This window comes from Actinokineospora cianjurensis (assembly GCF_003663795.1).
Lineage (GTDB): Bacteria > Actinomycetota > Actinomycetes > Mycobacteriales > Pseudonocardiaceae > Actinokineospora > Actinokineospora terrae.
The window spans coordinates 704,243-723,871 of sequence record NZ_RCDD01000002.1; the positions used below are offsets into that span (position 1 = coordinate 704,243).

Annotated in this window: 15 protein-coding genes; 8 read left to right on the top strand and 7 right to left on the bottom strand. The window is 71.8% G+C overall.

Annotated features, from left to right (window positions below; translation table 11 throughout):
- Window positions 1-404: 404 nt before the first annotated feature.
- Both CLV68_RS17725 and kdd read right to left on the bottom strand, forming a co-directional pair.
- A complete protein-coding gene (locus CLV68_RS17725) occupies window positions 405-2,021 on the bottom strand; it encodes an amidohydrolase (RefSeq protein WP_121392360.1) in 1,617 nt (538 codons plus the stop codon).
- A 2-nt stretch (window positions 2,022-2,023) separates the two neighbouring features.
- Window positions 2,024-3,061, bottom strand: coding sequence for an L-erythro-3,5-diaminohexanoate dehydrogenase (gene kdd, locus CLV68_RS17730; RefSeq protein WP_121391962.1), 1,038 nt, complete (start codon window positions 3,059-3,061; stop codon window positions 2,024-2,026).
- 108 nt (window positions 3,062-3,169) lie between these two features.
- Between kdd and CLV68_RS17735 the strand changes: the two genes are divergently transcribed.
- A complete protein-coding gene (locus tag CLV68_RS17735; RefSeq protein ID WP_170224424.1) occupies window positions 3,170-4,597 on the top strand; it encodes a KamA family radical SAM protein in 1,428 nt (475 codons plus the stop codon).
- A 415-nt stretch (window positions 4,598-5,012) separates the two neighbouring features.
- On the opposite strand, the gene CLV68_RS17740 is transcribed toward CLV68_RS17735, so the two are convergent.
- Complete coding sequence (locus CLV68_RS17740) at window positions 5,013-6,446, bottom strand: S28 family serine protease (protein WP_246009938.1); 1,434 nt, start codon at window positions 6,444-6,446, stop codon at window positions 5,013-5,015.
- 1,057 nt (window positions 6,447-7,503) lie between these two features.
- Between CLV68_RS17740 and CLV68_RS17745 the strand changes: the two genes are divergently transcribed.
- The 7 genes from CLV68_RS17745 to fxsT all read left to right on the top strand — a co-directional run bounded on the left by CLV68_RS17745 (window position 7,504) and on the right by fxsT (window position 16,048).
- Complete coding sequence (locus CLV68_RS17745) at window positions 7,504-10,038, top strand: ABC transporter permease (protein WP_147460052.1); 2,535 nt, start codon at window positions 7,504-7,506, stop codon at window positions 10,036-10,038.
- A gap of 44 nt (window positions 10,039-10,082) precedes the next feature.
- Window positions 10,083-10,778 (top strand): ABC transporter ATP-binding protein, encoded by a 696-nt coding sequence (locus CLV68_RS17750; RefSeq protein ID WP_211346607.1) that lies wholly within the window; start codon window positions 10,083-10,085, stop codon window positions 10,776-10,778.
- Window positions 10,775-11,422: an ABC transporter ATP-binding protein gene (locus CLV68_RS17755; protein WP_246009939.1), complete on the top strand. Its 648-nt coding sequence runs from the start codon at window positions 10,775-10,777 to the stop codon at window positions 11,420-11,422. The genes CLV68_RS17750 and CLV68_RS17755 overlap by 4 nt, the downstream gene beginning before the upstream one ends.
- Window positions 11,423-11,469: 47 nt before the next feature.
- Window positions 11,470-12,321 carry a DUF4429 domain-containing protein gene (locus tag CLV68_RS17760; protein WP_121392363.1) on the top strand — a complete coding sequence of 284 codons (852 nt, stop codon included), beginning with the start codon at window positions 11,470-11,472 and terminating at the stop codon, window positions 12,319-12,321.
- Window positions 12,322-12,478: 157 nt separating this feature from the next.
- Complete coding sequence (locus tag CLV68_RS17765; RefSeq protein WP_121392364.1) at window positions 12,479-13,531, top strand: GDSL-type esterase/lipase family protein; 1,053 nt, start codon at window positions 12,479-12,481, stop codon at window positions 13,529-13,531.
- 31 nt (window positions 13,532-13,562) lie between these two features.
- Window positions 13,563-13,844 (top strand): DUF1232 domain-containing protein, encoded by a 282-nt coding sequence (locus CLV68_RS17770; RefSeq protein WP_121391966.1) that lies wholly within the window; start codon window positions 13,563-13,565, stop codon window positions 13,842-13,844.
- A gap of 209 nt (window positions 13,845-14,053) precedes the next feature.
- Window positions 14,054-16,048, top strand: coding sequence for an FxSxx-COOH system tetratricopeptide repeat protein (gene fxsT, locus CLV68_RS35235; protein WP_246009941.1), 1,995 nt, complete (start codon window positions 14,054-14,056; stop codon window positions 16,046-16,048).
- Here the strand turns inward: fxsT and CLV68_RS17780 are convergent.
- From CLV68_RS17780 to CLV68_RS17795, 4 genes are all read right to left on the bottom strand, one after another.
- Window positions 16,034-16,483: an Lrp/AsnC family transcriptional regulator gene (locus CLV68_RS17780; RefSeq protein WP_092775382.1), complete on the bottom strand. Its 450-nt coding sequence runs from the start codon at window positions 16,481-16,483 to the stop codon at window positions 16,034-16,036. The two genes, fxsT and CLV68_RS17780, sit on opposite strands and share 15 nt — an antisense overlap.
- A complete protein-coding gene (locus tag CLV68_RS17785) occupies window positions 16,480-17,616 on the bottom strand; it encodes a M24 family metallopeptidase (protein ID WP_121391967.1) in 1,137 nt (378 codons plus the stop codon). The genes CLV68_RS17780 and CLV68_RS17785 overlap by 4 nt, the downstream gene beginning before the upstream one ends.
- A gap of 153 nt (window positions 17,617-17,769) precedes the next feature.
- Window positions 17,770-18,999, bottom strand: a complete 1,230-nt coding sequence (locus CLV68_RS17790) for an MFS transporter (RefSeq protein ID WP_121391968.1) — start codon at window positions 18,997-18,999, stop codon at window positions 17,770-17,772.
- Window positions 18,996-19,562 carry an ArsR/SmtB family transcription factor gene (locus CLV68_RS17795; protein ID WP_121391969.1) on the bottom strand — a complete coding sequence of 189 codons (567 nt, stop codon included), beginning with the start codon at window positions 19,560-19,562 and terminating at the stop codon, window positions 18,996-18,998. The genes CLV68_RS17790 and CLV68_RS17795 overlap by 4 nt, the downstream gene beginning before the upstream one ends.
- Between the last annotated feature and the right edge of the window lie 67 nt (window positions 19,563-19,629).

Consider the following 19,629-nt stretch of genomic DNA (forward strand, 5'->3'; position numbering starts at 1 on the left):
TTGTCGGAGTCGGTGCGCGAGCCGGTCACCGCGTCAGGAGGTGGCATGTGGGGTCACCTCGTGGTCGTGGATCGTGTGGCCGCGCGGACAGGTGGTAATCGGCGGGCGTCGACTGCACTCGACGGCCGCGCGAGGACCGCCGCGCAAGTGAGGAAGTGGCCCGCGGTAGCCAGCGGACCAGCGGAGATCCACGTCAAGAGGTGGCATGTGAGGTCACCTTGTGGTCGTAGATCGCGTGGCCCCGCGGGCGGGTGGCACGTGGAGTCACCTCATCGCCGTGGATCGTGTGGCCGCGCGGGCAGATGGCAATCGGCTCTCGTCGACCACACTCGACGGCCGCACGAAGGTCGCGGCGCAAGTGAGGAAGTTGCCCACGATGGCTGGCAGACCAGCGGAGATCCGCCTCAGGAGGTGGCATGTGGGGTCACCTCGTGGTCATGGATCGTGTGGCCGCGCAGGACGGTGCGCAGGCAGGTTGGGGCGGGAGTCTCGGGGTCCATCGGGGGGAGGCCGGGGACTCGGGAGCGCGGGTCGGTCGACCACCGGCGGACGCGGTCGTCAGGGACGGCGACCACGAGTTCCGGGGCGTCCCAGACGGCGAAGGTGGCGGGGGCTCCGGGGACGAGGGTGCCGGTGAGGCCGTCGTCGACGCCTGCTGCTCGCCAGCCGCCGCGGGTGTGGGCGGTGAAGGCGGCGCGGGGTGAGAGGCCGGAGCCGTCGGTGCGGTGGTTGACGGCGGCGCGAACCGTGGACCAGGGGTCGACCCTGGTGACTGGGGCGTCGGAGCCGAGGGCGAGGACGACACCGGCGGCGGCGAGCAGCGAGTACGGGTTGAGCGACGTGCCGCGTTCCACCCCGAGGCGCGTGGCGTACATGCCGTCCGGCCCGCCCCACGCGGCGTCGAACTGGGGTTGGACGGAGGCGACGACACCCCACTGCCCCAACTGCCTGGCCTGGTCCGGGGTGACCATCTCCAGGTGTTCGAGCCGGTGCCGTGCCCCGGCCAGCTCGAGCAGGCCGACCCGCTTCTCCGCCAGCGCGAACCCGGCGACCACCTCGGCGGTCGCGGCGTCGCCGATGACGTGGAACCCGGCCTGGATCCCGGCCTCGGTGCACACCACCAGGTGCTCGGCGATGGCCGCGGCGTCGAGGTAGAGCGCGCCGCTGGTGTCAGCGTCAGCGTAAGAGGCACACAACGCAGCCGTACGGGACCCGAGCGCGCCATCGACGAACAGGTCGCCCGCCAGGCCCCGGACACGGTGCCGGACGGCCAGGTCCGCGGGCCCGATCTCGCCCCAGTAACCGACGACCTCCGGCAGGTCACCGCCCGCGCGGGCCAGCAACGCGGTTAGGTCGTCGGCCCCGGAGATGTCGGGTCCGGCGCACTCGTGGACGCAGGCGATGCCCTGGGCGGCGGCGTGCCGGAGGAACTCCAACTGGGCCTCGTCGCGCTGCGCGGGGGTGATCGCGTCCTGGGCGGCGCGGCGGGCGCGGTGGTGGGCGTCGCGGGTCAGCGGGCCGTCGGGGTGGTAGCCGTCGGCGGCGCGGGCACCGGGGGCGCGGTCGAGCAGGGCGGTCGACACCAAGGCGGAGTGGACGTCCACCCGGGACAGGTAGACAGCGGCGGCCCCGGCGGCCTCGTCGACCTCGGCGCGGGTCGGCGGGCGGTTCTCCGGCCAGGTGGTCTCGTCCCAGCCGTGCCCCCACACCAGCGGGTGCCCGCTCGCCCGGACGTGCGCGGCGACCATGGCCAGGCACTCGGCGAGGGTCTTGGCGCCGGTCAGGTCGAGGCCGACGCGCAGCAGCCCTGCGGAGGTGGCGTGCACGTGGGCGTCGACGAACGCGGGCGCGACGAAGGCACCGTCGAGGTCGACCACTTCGCCGTCACCGTGCAGCGCGCGACCCACCGAGTCCTGGCCGAGCCACACGACGAGGCCGTCGCGCACGGCGATCGCGGTGGCGGACGGGTCGGCCGGGGAGTGCACGCGGCCCCCGGTGTACAGGGTGCTGGAAGTCGTCACGGTCACTGAGTCTCGCGGGCGGCGAACAGCGCGCGCACCCCGGGCTCGGCGCGCAGCAGGTCGAGCGCGAAGGCGGCGTGACCGGGCACGTACCCGTTGCCGACGAGCATCCGGACGTCCGCGGCGAGCCCCTCGGCGCCGAGCGCGGCCGCGGGGAACGAGGTGGCCATGGAGAAGAACACGACCGTGCCGCCGTCGGCGGTGGCCATGATCGCGCCGTGCTCGCAGCCGGGCACGTCGACGCAGACCACGGTGACCTCGACCGGGGTGCCGATCGCGGCGTGCACGGCGAGCGGGTCGCGGGCGTCGGCGATGACGACCTCGTCGGCCAGCCCGGCCGCGCGCACGGCGTCCGCCTCGGCGACCGTCGGGACGAGCGCGACCACGCGGGTGGCCCCGGCGCGGCGGGCGGCGGCCAGTGACAGCGACCCGGACTTGCCGCCACCGCCGAGTACCAGCACGGAAGCGCCCACGCCCGCCTCGCGGACGACGCGGTCGGTGAGCGCGGGGGCGCCGCAGACGTCCATCACGGACAGGGCTATCCCGTCCGGCAGGTCGTTGGGCAGCACGGCGGCGATAGAGCGGCCGAACAGCACCGCGGTCCCCCGGCACGGGACCTGCTCGCTTAGCCCGTCCCAGTCGGCGAGGCCATCAGTGATCCGCAGCGGGGTCAGGGTAAGCGAGACGAGGGTCGCGACCCGGTCGCCGACCTCTAGCGCCAACGGTGAGTCAGGGCCGACAGCGGCGACGGTGCCTAGGAGCATGCCGCCGGACCCGGTGACCGGGTTCTGCATCTTGCCGCGCTCGGCGACGATCCCCAGTACGGCGGCGCGGACGGCGTCACCGGTGCCGTGCTGCTCGCGGAGCTGACGGTAGGAGGCCGCGTCGAGGTTGAGCCGGTCGACGTCGATGACCACCTCGTCGGCGTACGGCTCGGGGTCGGCGTCGAGCCGGTGCGCCTGCTGGGGCAGCACCCCGGCGGGCTCGACCACCCGGTGCAGCCCGAACGGCGAGCCGACCCGTGCGACCTGTGCGTTCATCCCCGAGCCCTCCGTGTGACGTCATGGCGGCGAAAGTGCTGTAGATTTTACGGAGCACTAGCGCTCTGGCAGCATATCTTCACGCCACCCTAGCGGCTAGGAGTACATATGACTGCGTTGCGGGACTTGCGGCAGGCGGACACGACCGTGTCCGCCGCGGTGCTGGAGGGCGCCCACCAGCCCTACGAGTACGTCCGCCGTGAGCTGGTGGAACCGGACTGGCGGCGCTTCCCCGGCTGGTCGGGGGTCACCGAGGCGCAGTGGCGGGACGCGCAGTGGCAGCGGGTGAACTGCGTCAAGAACGAGCGGCAGCTGCGCAAGGTCGTCGGCGACCTGCTCGCCGAGTCGTTCTACGCCGAACTGCTGGCCGACCAGGAGCAGCTGGCGACCATGTCGATGCTGCTGCCGCCGCAGATGCTCAACACGATGGCGCCGACGGCGGAGGCGGGCGAGTTCACCGAGGCGTTCTTCGCCGACCCGATCCGCCGCTACATGCTGCCCGTGCGCTCCGACCGCGACCCGGAGTGGCCCAGCCACCCGCACTCGGCCCGCGACTCGCTGCACGAGGCGGAGATGTGGGTCGTCGAGGGACTGACCCACCGGTACCCGACCAAGGTGCTCGCCGAGCTGCTGTCCACCTGCCCCCAGTACTGCGGGCACTGCACCAGGATGGACCTGGTCGGCAACTCCACCCCGCAGGTCGACAAGCACAAGCTGGTCCTCAAGCCGGTCGACCGGCAGGACCAGATGATCGACTACCTGCGCCGCACCCCCGGTGTGCGCGACGTGGTGGTCTCCGGCGGCGACGTGGCGAACGTGCCGTGGAAGCAGCTGGAGTCGTTCCTGATGCGGCTGCTCGACATCGAGACGGTGCGCGACATCCGGCTGGCGACCAAGGCGCTGGCCGGGCTGCCGCAGCACTGGTTGCAGCCGTCGGTGGTCGAGGGCCTGGAGCGGGTCGCCCGCACGGCCGCGCGGCGCGGGGTGAACCTGGCCATCCACACCCACGTCAACCACGCCCAGTCGGTGACCCCGCTGGTGGCCGAGGCGGCGCGGACGGCGCTGGAGGTCGGGGTGCGCGACGTGCGCAACCAGGGCGTGCTGATGCGCGGCGTCAACGCGACCCCGGAGGCGCTGCTGGACCTGTGCTTCGCGCTGCAGGGCGAGGCGAACGTGCTGCCGTACTACTTCTACATGTGCGACATGATCCCCAACGCCGAGCACTGGCGGGTCTCGGTGTGGGAGGCGCAGGAACTGCAGCACGCGATCATGGGCTACCTCCCCGGCTACGCGACCCCGCGCATCATCTGCGACGTCCCGTACGTCGGCAAGCGCTGGGTCCACCAACTCGCCGAGTACGACCGCGAACTGGGTGTCTCCTACTGGACCAAGAACTACCGCGCGGGCACCGAACGCTCCGAGACCGAGGACGCCGCCGCCATCCTCAGCCGCCGCTACCCGTACTACGACCCGATCAGCAGCCTCCCCGCCACCGGCCAACAGCACTGGCGGGACCACCCGACCTACGAGGGCTGAACCCCCGGCGGTCGCCCAAGTGAGCGAGGGCCACCTGGGCGACCGCCGATCCCCCGCACAGCGGCTACTGACGACCCACTGGTGGATCCCGCTCGCACGATCACCGTTCGGGGAATGCAGAAGGGGCGGGCAGCCAAGTGGCCACCCGCCCCTTTCGCGGTCACTCGACCCGAGACGGGCAGGCTCGCGACTGCCGACCACGCGCCGCGCAGAGGTACATCGAGCGCCCACAGAGGCCGTCTCACCCGACCAGCGTGCAGACGCGGCGACCTTGACCGGGCACAGCTGACGCTCGGCGACCCCGACGCGGCGACACCTGGTCGTCAGCCGCCGCTGGGGGCTGGGGGCTGGGGGCTGGGGAAAGCAAAAGGGGCGGGTAGCCGTGTGGCTACCCGCCCCTTCGTTGTCGTTCGGTTTAGAAGGGGCGCCTGCGGGGCGGCTCGGCGCGGTCGAGGTCGGTGATGCCGTCGGAAGCCTTCTCGGCGAAGGCCGGGGCGGTGACGTTGGCCCAGCGGCGCAGGGTCGCGGTGGCCGCGGTCTGGTCGGCCGGGGACAGGGCGGCGATGTTGGCGCCGTGGTTGGCGCCCGGGGCGACGTAGAGGTGCGAGTCGCGGCGGCTGGGGACGAACTGCTCGGCGCCCCACGGGTCGTTGGCGCCGTAGACGAACAGCAGTTCCGAGCCGCGGGTGCGGACCCAGCGGTCGACGTCGAGCATCGGCCGGGAGTCGTGGCGGCGGCGCAGGTCCGGCGGGAGGCTGGAGTTCGCCTGGTACAGGTTCGGGTACTTGGTCAGGCCGCGCAGGTGCTCGAACTTCGGCTGCGGCCAGCCGAGCTGGGTGGCGGCCTGGTAGAAGTACGGCGCGTACGGGGTGATGCCCTGGTCGGCGTAGAAGGCGAACCCGGCGGTGGCGTCGATGAACGCGTAGAGCTGGTCATCGGTCGCGGTCTTGGCCGGGACGGTCGCGCAGTCGGCCTGGGTCGAGTACTGCCAGAACGCCCACACGGTGTCCAGGACGGTCATCTCGTAAGCCTTGTCGATCGACCCGAGCACCCCGGTGAAGGTCCACCCGGCGGCGGTCGCGGCGCCCTGGTACTTCGCCACCAGCGCGGTGCGCCGCTTCAGGGCCTCCTTCTGCACGTCCTCGAGCTTCGTGCGGCAGGCCGGGTCGTTGCCCACGGTCTGGAAGAACCGGTCGTAGGCGCGGTCGGAGTCGTTGACCGCGTCGTTGGGGGCGACGTAGGCGACGACACCGTCGACGTCGTCGGGGTAGAAGCGGCGGTGGTAGATCGAGGTCATACCGCCCTTGCTGGCCCCGGTGGAGATCCACTTGGCTGCGTAGACGCGCTTGAGCGCGCTGACGATGCGGTGGTGGTCGGTCGCGGCCTGCCAGATGTTGAGGTCGTCCCAGTCCGCGTTCGCGGGCCGCGACGGGGTGAAGAACCGCTGCTCCACCGAGATCTGGTTGCCGTCGACGAGCCGGGTCGGCTCCGAGCGGAACGCGGTGACCGGCATGTTGTAGCCGGTGGTGTGCAGCACGACCGGCCGCGCGGTGTCCTTGTGCAGCAACTGGAACCGCTGCTCGAAGGTCGCCCCGCGCGGGTTGTGGTGGTCGACCGGCTGCTTGAACGTCAACAGGAAGAACCGGTACCCCGCGGGCGGGGTGGCCGACTCCGACACGACCGTCAGACCGGGCACGGCCTTGAGCTGGTCGAGGATGTCGGCGTTGGTGGCGTTCTGGCTGACGGCGGTGGCGGGCGACGCCTGCGCGGGGGAGGCCGCCACGGCCACCCCCACCACGGCGGCGACCGCCAGTCCCGCCGCGAGCGCCCGTCTGGTGCGGATGAGCACGCCCATTCTCCTTGGGGTCGGTGTTCTGCTGCGGCAGTTCCCTGCCCGCAGGGATGGCAGAGTCTTGCGCACCCGCCCCGCTGTCCGAAAGCCGCCGACAATCGCCCCACGACGGTTGTAGGGGTCCATTCGGGAACACCCGACACCCACTGGCCGGGCCCCGCGTCGGGGCTACTCGCGCAGGTGAGCGGTGCCGCCCGCCGGTCTCGGGATGCCGCCCGCCACCGTGAGCGCGGGGCAGCAGGTCGGCGGACGGGTGTGACCCAATCCTGACTGGGATGGAAACCGACCCCGACCTGATAGCCCGGTCGGCGCAACACATTCACCGCACTGCGACCGCGGCCGGTGCCCGCCGGGGAAAGTGACCACCCGTAGACGCCACAGCCCGGACCGCAGGCGCCCACCTACACCCTCGCCCGAGAAGGCATCCGACGGCATCACCGACCGCGCCGAGCCGCCCCGCAGGCGCCCCTTCTAGACCGAACGACAACGCAAGGGGGCGGGTGGCCACCCGGCTACCCGCCCCTTTCGCGTTCCACCTTCGGTGCGGCAGCACGACTGGGCGTCACCGCGTCCGATTCGCCGAGCGCGTCTCCTGCGCGTGGCCACCGTCGCCTCGGCCCACGCAGGTCGGCCGCGACTGCCGTGCCTGCGCCAGGTTGTCTGCTGAGCACGGCAATCGGCTCGCGCGATGCGTGGGGCGACGGCAGGCGATCACGGCGAGGACTCGTGGGCCACGGGCGCGCCGTCGTGTCGCCTCTGCCGACTGGGCCAGCAGGCATGACCGACTCGCCCGGGTGAGCCGCCCGCTCCTCGGTCGAGCGACGAGGTAGGGGCGGGTGACCACGCGGCTACCCGCCCCCTTCTGCTTTCCCCTTCCGGCGCTAGCGGACCGTGGTCCAGGTCTTGCCGAAGACCGGTGACCATCGTCGGTCCCGACCACGTGCGGGGCGCGGTGGTGGTTTCCGTGACCGGGCGGAGACGGACCGTCCGGGGTGGATCTCGAATGGGTCGCGGTGGGTGGGATGCGGTGGGGGCGGCGGTAGCGTGCCGGTCCATGCAGTTGCCTTGGAGGGCGGCTCCGCGGGCGGCGGTGTCGAGTCCGCTGACGGTGTTGGTTGCCTTCGTGGCGGCGTTGTTGCTCAGCTTCGTGGGGGCGGCGGCGGTGTTGCACGCGGATTCGGCGGGGTCGGCGGCGGTCGCGTACCAGGCGGGGCGGTTGTGCGGGCAGACGGTGCCGCCGGTGGTGGATGGGAACCGGGTGTCGGTGGCCGACGCCGGGGACGTCCTGCGGATCTCGGCGGAGCAGGGGCGGGTGGCCGGGTTCGACACCATCATCGGGGCGGTGTACTCACCGGTGCGGCAGTGGGACTTCAACGGGCCGCACCCGTGGTCGCAGTTCGGGTACCGCGACGGCGCGATGGACAACCTGCGGGTGGTCGAGGGCGGGAGCCGGGACGGGCTGTGGGTGCCGCGCAGCATCGCCCAGGACGCCGGGATCAAGATCGGCGACCGCGGGCTGGACGGCACGCTCCCGCCGGTGACCGCGATCTACGCCGACGTCAGCGACCCGGTGCCCGCGTACTGGTGCTCCGAGCAGCAGCGGATCATGCCGAACCCTCTAGCCACCGAGGGCGCCACAGCCGCGGTCGTCTGGTTCCCCACTCTGGACTCGTTCACCGCCTCTATGAGCCCCGTGAGCGGTAACGCCGCCGCTGTCAGTGTCCGCTTTCCTGCCCCGACGCCCGCCACCACAGACGAGGCCGCCGCCTTGGTCGCACGCGGTAAGACCGTGGTCGACGGTGTGACTACGCAGTTGCGTGCGCGGGACAAGGCGCGGCTGGTGATCGCGTCGAACTACTTCGCGAAGCCGGTGGAGGTCGCGCGTTCTGCCGAGTCGACGGTGCTGGGCGCGGTGCTGCCGTTGACGGTCATCAGCCTGCTGGTCGGGTTGGCCGGGGTCGGCGCGGTGACCGTGCAGTGGGTGCAGCGCAGGCACGCCGAACTGCGGCTGCTGTGGGCACGCGGCGCGGGACCGGTAGTGCTCGGCTGGCGCGCGGTGCTGGAGTTGGCCGCGCCGTTGCTTCTGGGCGCGGCCGCCGGTCTGCTCGCGGCACGGTTGGCCCTACCTTGGTACGCGCCCTCGACAGCCCTGACTGACGGCACAGTCGGTGTCGCCGCTCTGGTCGCGGCCGGGGTCCTTGTGGCCGCATTGTTGGTCGTAGGCGCGGTGACTGCGACGCGGACGCACCGGGAGTTCCAGTCAGGTAGTACGCGCGGCGCGTCACGAGTGTGGCGGTTCGTGCCGTGGGAGCTCATCACTGCCGCGTTGGCCTACCTCGCGTGGGCACGTCTGGACAGCATGCCCACGAAGCTCCAGTTCGGACAACCGCTGCCGCAGAACGCTGACGCGGTCGGGTTGGCGTTCCCGTTGCTGGTAGTCCTGACCGTCGCTCTAGTCACCGTCCGCCTGGCTCGGTGGGCACTAACTGCCGCACACCGCGCTGACCTCTGGCGGACTCCAGCGGTGCACCTAGCACTGCGCAGGCTGTCGGCCGCCGCCGGTTCCGCGGTGGGGATCCTGCTCGTGGGGACGCTCGCGGTCGGCACGCTGACCGTGGGAGTCGGGGTGGCGGACGCGCAGAGCGAGGCGCTGGACACCAAGTCGGGGCTGTTCGTCGGCGCCGAGTCGACCGCGCAGATCCCCGGCCGGGTCGCCATCGCCGGACTGCCGCCCGCGCTGGCCCAGCACGCCACCGTCGTCGGCGTGGTCAAGACCGGGCAGAGCATCGTGCTGGCGGTCGACCCGGCGACGTTCACCCGCTCGGCGTGGCTCGGCGACCGCGACCCGGACGACGTCGCCGCGCAGCTGTCCACACTGTCCGGTTCCGGGGTCCGCGCGCTGCGGGTCGGGTCCACACCGGACGCCCCGGCCGAGCTGCCCAGGGTGGGCACGGTGCGCCCGGTCGGGCAGGTCGCGTCGTTCCCGCTGATCGGCACCGGCCGCGGGTACGTGGTGTCGCTGGCGTCGCTGCCGGACCCGGCGCGGATCGACGTGTGGCAGGTCTGGTCGGCCAGGTCGAGCGCCGACCTGGTCGCCGACCTCGACGCGGCCGGGATCCACCACCTGCACTCCCGGTCCAAGGCCCTCGCGCTCGACGGGCTGCCGTTCCTGACCGTCACCTGGACCTTCGACTTCGTCACCGCCCTGGGCATGGTCCTGGCGATCGTCGCCGCGGCCGCGCTGGTCCTGGCGGTGGAGGTGCGGCGCAGGCAGAACGCGCTGGCCGGGGCCCTGGCCACCCGGATGGGCCTGCGGCAACGCACCCTGGTCGCCAGCCACCTCACCGAACTGGGGTCACTGGCGGGCATCTCGGTCGCGGCGGGCAGCGCGGCCGGTGCGGTCTGCGCGGCCGTGTCGGCGCCGATGCTGGACCCGTCGCCGTGGCTGCGCCCGGTGGCGGCGGCCCCGAACCTGGTGCCACTGGTGTCGACGACGACGCTGGTGGCCGCGGTGGTGGTGGCGCTCGTGTGCTGGTCGGCGGTGCGCTCGGTCACCACCGCCCGGGTCGGGGAGCTGATCCGTGGCTGAACCGACCAGCGCGGCCTGTCACCGTCCGAGTGGGGAGTCGACCCGTGGCTGAACCGATCTTCGACGACCAGGTGCCGCTCTACGAACTGCGGGACACCCACGTCCGCTACCGCACCCCCGCGGGCCAGGTCAGCGCGGTCGGGGGTGTGACGTTCGACGTGGCGGCGCGGGGGATGACCGTGTTGGCCGGGCCGTCCGGGTCGGGGAAGTCGACGGTGTTGCGGGTGTTGGGGTTGATCGATCGGCACACGGCGGGGTCGGTGGCCTGGCAGGGGCGGGACATCGGGCGGTTGTCGCACCGGGCGCGGCGGGCGGTGCGGCGGGAGCGGATCGCGGTGGTGTTCCAGGCGCCGCCGGACAACCTGATCGGGCACCTGAGCGTGGCGGGGAACCTGACCGCCGCCGCGCAGTCCGCCGGTCTGGCGGACGCGGACCCCGAGATCCTCGACTGGCTCGGCATCCCCGGCACCGGCGACTGGCGGGTCAGCGCCCTGTCCGGTGGCCAGCAGCAACGCCTCGCCTTCGGGTGCGCGCTGGCCCGCTCCCCCGCCGTCATCCTGGCCGACGAGCCGACGTCCCAGCTCGACGCCGCGTCGGCCGCCCTGGTGCTCGACGTCCTGCGCCGTCTCACCGAGCGCGGCGTGGCCGTGGTCGCCGCCTCCCACGACCCCGAGCTCGTGGCGCTCGGGGACCGCGTCGTGCACCTGCGCGAGGGCCGCGTCGACGGGGTGGCCGCGTGAGCGCGCTGGTCGGGCGGGGGCTCACGAGGGGGTTCGACCACCCGGACGGTCGGATCGAGGTGCTGCGCGGGGTCGACCTGAGCGTCGCCTCGGCCGAGGTCGTCACGGTGTCGGGGCGGTCCGGGTCGGGCAAGAGCGCGTTGTTCGCGGTGTTGTGCGGGTTCGACAAGCCGGACGCGGGCACGGTGGCGGTGTGCGGGCAGCCGTTGGCGGCGGTTCCGGCGTGGGCGGACTGCGGGGTGCTGCCGCAGGCGTTGGGGTTGGCGCAGGAGTTGACGTTGGCGGAGAACGTGGGGCTGCCGCTGCGGTTGTCCGGGCGTCGCGCCGAGGTGCGCGACCGGGTCGCGGAACTGCTGGCGGAGCTGGGGATCGACGGGTTGGCCGACCGGTACCCGCACGAGGTGTCCTACGGGCAGCAGCAGCGGGCCGCCCTGGCCAGGGCCGTGTCGGCGCGGCCCAGGGTCTTGCTGGCCGACGAGCCCACCGCGCACCTCGACCACGACAGCGTCGCCGCCGTGCTCGGGCTGCTGCGCCGGACCGCCGGGGAGGGCACGGCGGTGCTGGTCGCCACCCACCACGACGCGGTGCACGACATCGCCGATCGCGGGTTGGCCTTGGTGGACGGGCGGATCGCGGTCGCCTGAACCCGGTACGGTGTCGTGGTGACCGGGGGGAGCGCGACGTGCTGGGCATGACCGAGGTGACCGGGCGGGAGGGCACCTGGGTGTTCGACTACGACTCGGTGCGGGTGGTCCCGGCCAAGTCGGCGCACCCGCTGCGGCTGGCGGTCGGCGAACTGGTGGTGCCGCTGGCCGCGATCGCCGGGGTCGGGTTCGAGACCGACCGCAAGGGCGGGCACCTGCGGCTGCGGCCCCGCGCGGGCGCCGACCCGCTGACCCACGTGACCGGTGGCGCGCTGCCCGAGGCGGCCGACCCGTTCCGGCTCACCATCGAGCCGAGGGCGGCGGCGTCCGCCGAGTACTTCGCCGACGGGGTCCGCGACGCGCGGCTGGTCGCCCGGGTGCCCGACGGTCCGGCCGAGCAGTGGCTGCTGGCGGCCCCGAGCGCGCCGTTGTCGACCACCGGGGAAGACGGGGACGCCTCGTTCGACGGGGACCGCGTCCGGTTCGAATGGGGCTGGGCGGCCGAGTCGTCCAAGCGTTCCGGCGGGGCGCGGGAGGTGGCGGTCGGCGAACTGCTCGGTATCGAGTGGACACCCAAGCTGGTGCGGCTGCGGCCGGTGGGCCCACCGAGCACGCAACCCGCGTCGCACGACCCGAACTGCTTCCGGCTGTGGGGTTTCAAAAAGGACATCGCCGCGTCGGCCCTGCTCGCCGCCGCGGTTGTGGCCAGGCTCCCGCACCCGACGACGGCCACAAGCGCGACAGCGTCCCCACGCGCGGTGGAGTCCACACGCGACAGTCCGGTCGACCAGGACACGGTGCTGCGGCGCCTGCGCGAACTGGGTGACCTGCGCCGCGACGGGGTGCTCACCGAGGACGAGTTCACCACGGCCAAGCAGGCGTTGCTGCGCGCGCTGTGATCGCTGGCGGAGCGGCCATTCACGTCCGCAGACGCTCAGCGAGCCCTACCGCCCTCGGCGGCGAGGTTGGTGATCACCGCCGAGGGTGCGTGACGGCCGGTCGAGGTTGGCAGCGCGAGCAAGACTCCCGGGGCATCGCCTAGACTGGGCCGAGATGATGCGACGGTACCGATGGCATGCCGCTGTCCTGCTGCTGGTGCTCGTGCTGGCGAGCGCGGTGGTGATCGTCCTGCCCGGACCGGCCCCTGCCCCGTCGCCGCCGACCGGGGTGCCCCGGGTGCTGGTGGCGATGGGCGACTCCACCATCTCGGGTGAGGCCGCGGGCGACTACGAACCGGGCACCGACGGCACCGACGGTGACTGGTGCCACCGCTCCCGCGCCGCCTCGATCCACCACACCGGACTGCGCGGCATCGACGAGACGATCAACCTGGCGTGTTCGGGCGCCCCGTCCGCCCAGGTCGGGCTCGGCAGCACCGAGCAGTACACCGAGGGCTCGCAGGCGGCTCGGCTCGGGTCGCTGGCCAGGCAGAAGCGGGTCGTGGCGATCCAGGTCGCGGTCGGCGCCAACGACGACCCGTCGTTCTCGCACGTGCTCGACAGCTGCGTGCAGGCGTGGCTGGACCAGTCGAAGCAGTCGTGCTCGGACTCGGTGGGCGGCGAGTGGCAGCAGCGGGTGGACCGGATGGTGCCGAAGGTGGTCCGCGCGCTGGCCGACATCCGCTCGGTGATGACCGACGCCGGGTACCAGCCGACCGACTACCACCTGGTCCTGCAGTCCTACGCCGCCCCGATCAGCCCGGACGTCCGCCAGGGCCTGCGCAACCTCAACGGCTGCCCGTTCCGCGAGGCCGACCTGCGCTGGGTCCGCGCCGAGGCCGTCCCCAAGATCACCGACGGGGTCCGCCAGGCCGCCCGCGAGTCCGGCGCCCGGCTGCTGGACGTGTCCCGCGCGGGGGTCGGCCGCGAAGCGTGCTCCCGCGACGACGCCACGCAGGAGTGGTTCAGCAGGCTGTCGGTCCGCTGGAACGACCTTGGCGACGACGACCGCGCCTCGCACGCGTTGCAGGAGTCGTTCCACCCCAACGCCGCCGGACACGCCCAACTGGGCCGCTGCTTCGGCGAGTTCCTGGTGACCGACTCGCGCGCGGCGGCCTGCCTGCCGGGGGCGGACGGCGACCTGCACCCGGCGACGACGATCGGGCCGTGATCTTGGGGTGGGTCGGGGGTACCTCCCGGACGTGGACTCCTTGTGGACCGGACTCGGCGTGGTCGCGATCGTCGTGGTCGTGGTGCTGGTGTTGGTGGCGCTGTTCTTGGCTTATCGCCTGATCCGCAAGCACCGGCAGGTCAACCAACCCGACACTCCTCTGCCCACCAAGGTCGCCTACTGGCTCTCCTTGGCGTACACGGTGTTCCCGGTCGACGCGCTGCCCGACCCGATCTACCTCGACGACATCGCGGTCCTGACCGGGAGCCTCATCTACGTGACCACGACGCTGCGGAAGAAGGACAAGGACTGATCCCTCCCCGGCCGCGCGTCGTACGATGTGCGGACTCCGGGGAGGGGGTTCTGGTGAACCGGGCTGGGGACGTCGGCGGGCAGAGCTTGCAGTTCCGGGACAACTCGGGACGGGTCACGGTGGTGCAGCATGCGGCGCCGGGGCCGTTGGGGAAGGTCGCCGGGCAGGTCGTCATCGGGAAGGTGCCGCGGTCGCCGCAGGGGTTCCGGGTGCCGGTGAAGCTGGACTCGCTGCGGGAAGTCGCGGCGGCCGGGGTGGCCGTTGTCGTGGCGGTGACGGGGCAGCGCGGGGTGGGGAAGACCCAGTTGGCTGCGGCGTACGCGCGGGAGCGGGCTGGGCAGGGGTGGCTGGTGGGGTGGATCGCGGCGGAGAACGCGGCCACGATGGCCAGCGATCTGCTCGACCTGGCAGACGCGCTCGGTTTGCGCGGCGCCGATGACGAACCCTCGGACCGCGTCCTGGGGCGGCTGCGCGCCCACCTGAACGCTTACACCGGCTCGGGTCTGCTGGTGTTCGACAACGTCACCGATCCCGATGACGTTGTCGAACACTTGCCGGTGGCGGGGTCGCTCCAGGTGATCGTCACCAGCACGAGCACCGACACCCACAACATCGGCACCCCCGTGGCAGTCGACGTCTTCTCCCCCACCACGGCGATCGCTTTCTTATCTGATCTGACGCAGCTTGACGACGAGCCTGGTGCCGCTGCTGTCGCCGAGGAACTTGGCTACTTACCCCTGTCTCTTGCCTTGGCGGGCGCTCGAATCCGCGACCACGAGCGCTCCTATGCGGACTACTTGCGCCACCTCGATGAGACGACGCTGGACCACCTGGTTCCAGCCAAGGGCCACGGCTACCCCGCTGCGCTGACCAAGACCATCCTGCTCAGCGTGGGGCGTGTGGAAGCCGATCACCCTCATGCCCGTCTCCTGCTGGAGGCCATCGCTCTGCTGGCCCCTGATGGTGTCCACCGCACACTGCTGGAGACCCTGCTCCCCACCCGGGACGACTTCCTCACCACCGCGGCCGCACTCCGCCGAGCCTCGCTTATCGACTACGCGGGCGAGGACGGCAACACCTACCTCATGCACCGCCTATCCCAGCGCGTCCTGCGCGAGGCGTCTTCCTCGCTTGACGAGACCGCCACCAAGGTCACCGCTGCTCTGGAAACCCACCTACCCGCGAGGAACCGATCCTGGGAACTCCGCGCCATCGGCGCCGATCTCGCCCGCCACCTCGCAGCCCTCACCCGCCACAGCGCGGCCGCTCTCGGACTCGCTAACCAGACAACCCACTTTCTCCACGCCACAGCCAATCCAGCAACGATCCCCCACGCGGCCACCACCCATCGACACCACAAGATTCACCTGGGCGGGGATCACCCCAAGACCCTGATCTCGGCCGACAACCTGGCCATATCCCTGGACGCATTCGGACGGTTGGACGAAGCCATTCCGCTCCACGAACAGACACTCGCCGACCACCGCCGAACCCTCGGCAACGACCACCCCAGCACCCTGACCTCAGCCAACAACCTCGCCACGGCATACGACAACGCCGGACGACTCGACGACGCCATCCCACTCTACGAACAGACACTGGCCGACAGCCGTCGAATCCTCGGCAACGACCACCCCGACACCCTGAACTCAGCCAACAACCTCGCCTACGCGTACAACACCGCCGGACGACTCGACGAAGCCATCACTCTCCACCAACAAACACTCGCCGACCGCCGCCGAACCCTCGGCAACGACCACCCCAACACCCTGACCTCAGCCAACAACCTCGCCACGGCATACAACAACGCCGGACGACTCGACGAAGCCATCCCACTCTACGAACAGACACTGAACGACCGCCGCCGAACCCTCGGCAACGACCACCCCAACACCCTCAACTCAGCCAACAACCTCGCTGGCGCATACGATAACGCCGGACGACTCGACGACGCCATCCCACTCTACGAACAGACACTGAACGACCGCCGCCAAATCCTCGGCAACGACCACCCCGACACCCTGAACTCAGCCAACAACCTCGCCTACGCGTATAACGCCGCCGGACGACTCGACGACGCCATCCCGCTCTACAAACAGGCGGCCGTCGACTGCGAGCGGGTTCTCGGGCCTAACCATCCGACCACAGTAGCTGTCACCAGGAACTACGCCATCGCCCTGGAAGAGGCATCAAAGCGCGGGTGAGCGGCCTTCGTAGGGAGTGGACAGGACCACCGTTGTGCGGGTGGAGACCTTGGCGGATTCGCGGATCTTGCGGAGTAGGTCTTCCAGGTCGATAGGCGTGGCCACCCGGACCAAAAGGACGTACGACTCATCCCCCGCCACCGAGTAGCACGACTCGATCTCGCTGATGTGTTGCAGCCGCTGCGGGTAGTCGTCGGGCGCCGCGGGGTCGATGGGGGTCAGGGAGATCAGGGCGGTCAACGGCAACCCGATGGCTTGGGCATCCAGGCGGGCCGAGTAGCCGCGGATCACTTCGCGTTGTTCCAGGCGGCGGACGCGTTGGTGGACGGCGGAGACGCTCAGGCCGACGCGTTCGGCGAGGTCGGTGAAGCTGCGGCGGCCGTCGAGGGCCAGTTCGCGGACTATCGCCTTGTCGATGGGTTCCAGTTCGCTCATCCGGGGAGCACCACGAGCTCGTGCGGCTGGTTGTTGACCGATTCCACGCCGTCCTCGGTGACCACGACGATGTCCTCGATGCGGGCGCCCCAGCGGTCGGGCAGGTAGATGCCCGGCTCCACGCTGAAGGCCATGCCCGGCTCCAGGACCAGGTCGTTCCCGGCCACGATGTACGGGTGTTCGTGCACGTCCAGGCCGATGCCGTGGCCGGTGCGGTGGATGAAGTACTCGCCGAACCCGGCGTCGGCGATGACCTGGCGGCCGACGGCGTCGATGGACTCCGCTGTCACGCCGGGGCGGACGGCCTCGACGGAGGCGCGCTGGGCGGCCAGGAGCACCGCGTAGGTGTCGGCGACGTCGGCGTCGCGGGGGGTGCCGACGGCGTAGACGCGGGTGCTGTCGGAGTTGTAGCCCTCGGCCGTCGAGCCGCCGATGTCGATCACGACGACGTCGCCGGTGGTGATCACCCGGTCGGACAGGCCGTGGTGCGGGCTGGCGCCGTTGGGGCCGGAGCCGACGATGACGAACTCGACCTTGGCGTGCCCCTCGGCGACGATCGCGGCGGCGATGTCGGCGCCGACCTCGGCCTCGGTGCGGCCCGCGCGCAACCACTCGCCGATCCTGGCGTGCACCCGGTCGATCGCCGCGCCCGCCACCCGCAGCGCCTCGACCTCGGCGGCGTCCTTGCGCATCCGCAGCTCGCGCAGCACCGGACCGGCCAGGACCTGCGCGGCCCCCGGCAGCGCGTCCCGCAACGGCAACGCGTGCAGCGCGGGCAGCATGTCCCCGACCGCGACCACCGACGGCGCCCCCAGCGCCCCCGCGACCAGCGCGTACGGGTCCTCCCCGTCCACCCACGTCGCCAGCCGCACCCCCAGGGCGTCGAGCGGGATACCCGAGTACCCGGGAGCCTCCAGCTTCGGGACCACCAGCACGGCCTCGCCGTCACCGGCGGGCACGGCCAGCGCGGTGAGCCGCTCGAACGAGGATCCCGATCCCCCGATCAGGTACCGCAGATCCGACCCCGGAGCGATGACCAACGCGTCGGCACCCTGCGCCGCGGCGGCGTGGCGCGCGCGCTGGAGCCGGGCACGCAGCAGATCGGGGTCGGCGGAAGCGGTGATGGTCGACATACCCCGCAGCTTAGTCGGCTCCCCGCCCCCACCCAGGCAACTACCAGGACTGGCCCCGGGCAGCCCACACGAACCACCGCCAAGTCCGTGACGACTGCCAGATCAGGGCACCGCGCGGACGCGGACAACGCGTCACAGCACCCCTCGACCGACTCAGGCCGCTACCGGGACCGGTTGCTCCGGGCGTCGGTCCAGTTGGCGCCATACGCGGAACAGGGCTGGGGTTGTGGTGGCCACCAGGTACAGGGCCGCGCAGCCTGCCAGGGTGGGGATCAAGCCGATGCCCTCGACCGAGATGCCCGCCAGGGCGGCTCCCAGGGGCATTCCGCAGAACGCGGCCGCGTGCATCACCCCGAACACCATCGGCAGGACCGCCTCCGGTACCCGCTCGTACTCGACCGCCCCGAGGATCGGGTTGATGGCGCCGACCCCCAGTCCCAGTACTGCCCACAGGGCGAGCACCACCGGCAGCGGGGCGCCGAGGGCGAGCACCACGAACCGGGGGGCGCCGCTGAGCAGGAAGGCCAGGGTGTAGGTCAGGCGCCGGGGTAGGTGGGGGCCTGCCCAGGCGTACAGGAGGGAGCCGGTGAGGGCGGCGGCGTTGAAGGTTCCGGTCATCAGGCCGAGTGCGATGCTGCTGTGCAGGACGTCCTTGGCGTAGACCGGCATCAGGACCGAGAAGAACGCGGCGTCGAGGAGGTTGGTGGCCGAGACCATCACGACGATGCCCAGCATCAGCCGGTCGTGGCGCAGGTAGGCCAGGCCGCGGCGCATCCTCGTCAGGTAGGACCCCGGCACCTCCTCGGGCGCGGCGCTGACGTGGGGCACGAACAGGCGGACCAGCAGGGCCGAGACCAGGAACGTGCCCGCGTCGACCAGCAGCACCGGCTGCGACCCCAGCACCGCGATGAGCACCCCGGCCAGCGGCGCCCCGAGCATCCGCGCGCCCCTGGCCACCCCGTCGTAGGCGCCCGCGGCGCGTTCGGTGTCGACGCCGGTCAGCGCGATCAGCCCGGGCATCATGGACTGGCGCGCCGTCTGCCCCGGTGCCGCCGCCAACCCCAGTGCCACGGCGAGGGCGAGCAGCGCCGGGAACGGCAGCCCGACCGTGGCGTGCAGCAGCGGGATGGTCGACACGACCACCGCGGCGACCACGTCGGAGGTCACGCTCACCACGCGCCGACCGAGGCGGTCCACCACCGGTCCGGCCAGCAGCGACGCGATCACGACGCCGACGACCTCGGCGCCCGCGGTGAGCCCGGTCCTGGCGGCGCTGCCGGTGGTGGCCAGCACGAACCAGGGCACCGCGAGCACCGTCATGATCGAACCGCAGGCCGAGAACGCGGTGGCGGCCAGCAGGGCGAGCAGCGGCAGCCGTCTCATGGGGACTCGCTGGTCGGGAAGAGCTGCATCTGGACGGTGACGGTCTCGTCGCCCTCGGCCGGGGGCCTGCGGTAGCGCTCGACGACCTCGTTCAGCTCGACCGCCAGCTCGCGCAGCTCGTCCGGGGTCATCGACAGCCGCCAGTCCGACAGCTCGGAGACGTGCAGCCACTCCTGCGGCAGCTGGTGGCGGGTGCGGATGTAGCGGGCGGCGCGTTCGTGGCCCAGGTCGATCAGGGCGCTGAGGAAGGTGCTGTAGGCGTCCTGGGTCTCCGGGTCGTCGGGCATGGTGTGCGACTGGACCTGGGTGACGTCCTGCGACGCGCGCCACCAGCGCTCCCTGCGGTTGCCTCGCTCGGTGTCCTGCTCGATGAACCCGGCGTCGGCGAGCTGGCGCAGGTGCCAGCTGGTGGTGCCGGAGCTCTCCCCCAGCCAGGCGGCCAGCCCGGTGGCGGTGTTGGGGCCGTGCGCGCGCAGGACGCCCAGCATCCGCATCCGCAGCGGGTGGGCGATGACCTTGAGCGTGTCCGCGCCGACCCGGTTGAACCTCGGTCTCGGAGTCATGATCGCGACGCTACAACCGCAGAGAAGAATTTGCAAAGGACTCTCTGCGGTCCGGTGTGGCAGGCTG

Excerpts from the sequence above, each read along its gene's own strand:
- kdd (WP_121391962.1), bottom strand. The coding sequence starts at position 3,061 with ATGAACGCACAGGTCGCACGGGTCGGCTCGCCGTTCGGGCTGCACCGG.
- CLV68_RS17735 (WP_170224424.1), top strand. The coding sequence starts at position 3,170 with ATGACTGCGTTGCGGGACTTGCGGCAGGCGGACACGACCGTGTCCGCC.
- CLV68_RS17745 (WP_147460052.1), top strand. The coding sequence starts at position 7,504 with ATGCAGTTGCCTTGGAGGGCGGCTCCGCGGGCGGCGGTGTCGAGTCCG.
- CLV68_RS17760 (WP_121392363.1), top strand. The coding sequence starts at position 11,470 with ATGACCGAGGTGACCGGGCGGGAGGGCACCTGGGTGTTCGACTACGAC.
- CLV68_RS17765 (WP_121392364.1), top strand. The coding sequence starts at position 12,479 with ATGCGACGGTACCGATGGCATGCCGCTGTCCTGCTGCTGGTGCTCGTG.
- CLV68_RS17780 (WP_092775382.1), bottom strand. The coding sequence starts at position 16,483 with ATGAGCGAACTGGAACCCATCGACAAGGCGATAGTCCGCGAACTGGCC.
- CLV68_RS17785 (WP_121391967.1), bottom strand. The coding sequence starts at position 17,616 with ATGTCGACCATCACCGCTTCCGCCGACCCCGATCTGCTGCGTGCCCGG.
- CLV68_RS17790 (WP_121391968.1), bottom strand. The coding sequence starts at position 18,999 with ATGAGACGGCTGCCGCTGCTCGCCCTGCTGGCCGCCACCGCGTTCTCG.
- CLV68_RS17795 (WP_121391969.1), bottom strand. The coding sequence starts at position 19,562 with ATGACTCCGAGACCGAGGTTCAACCGGGTCGGCGCGGACACGCTCAAG.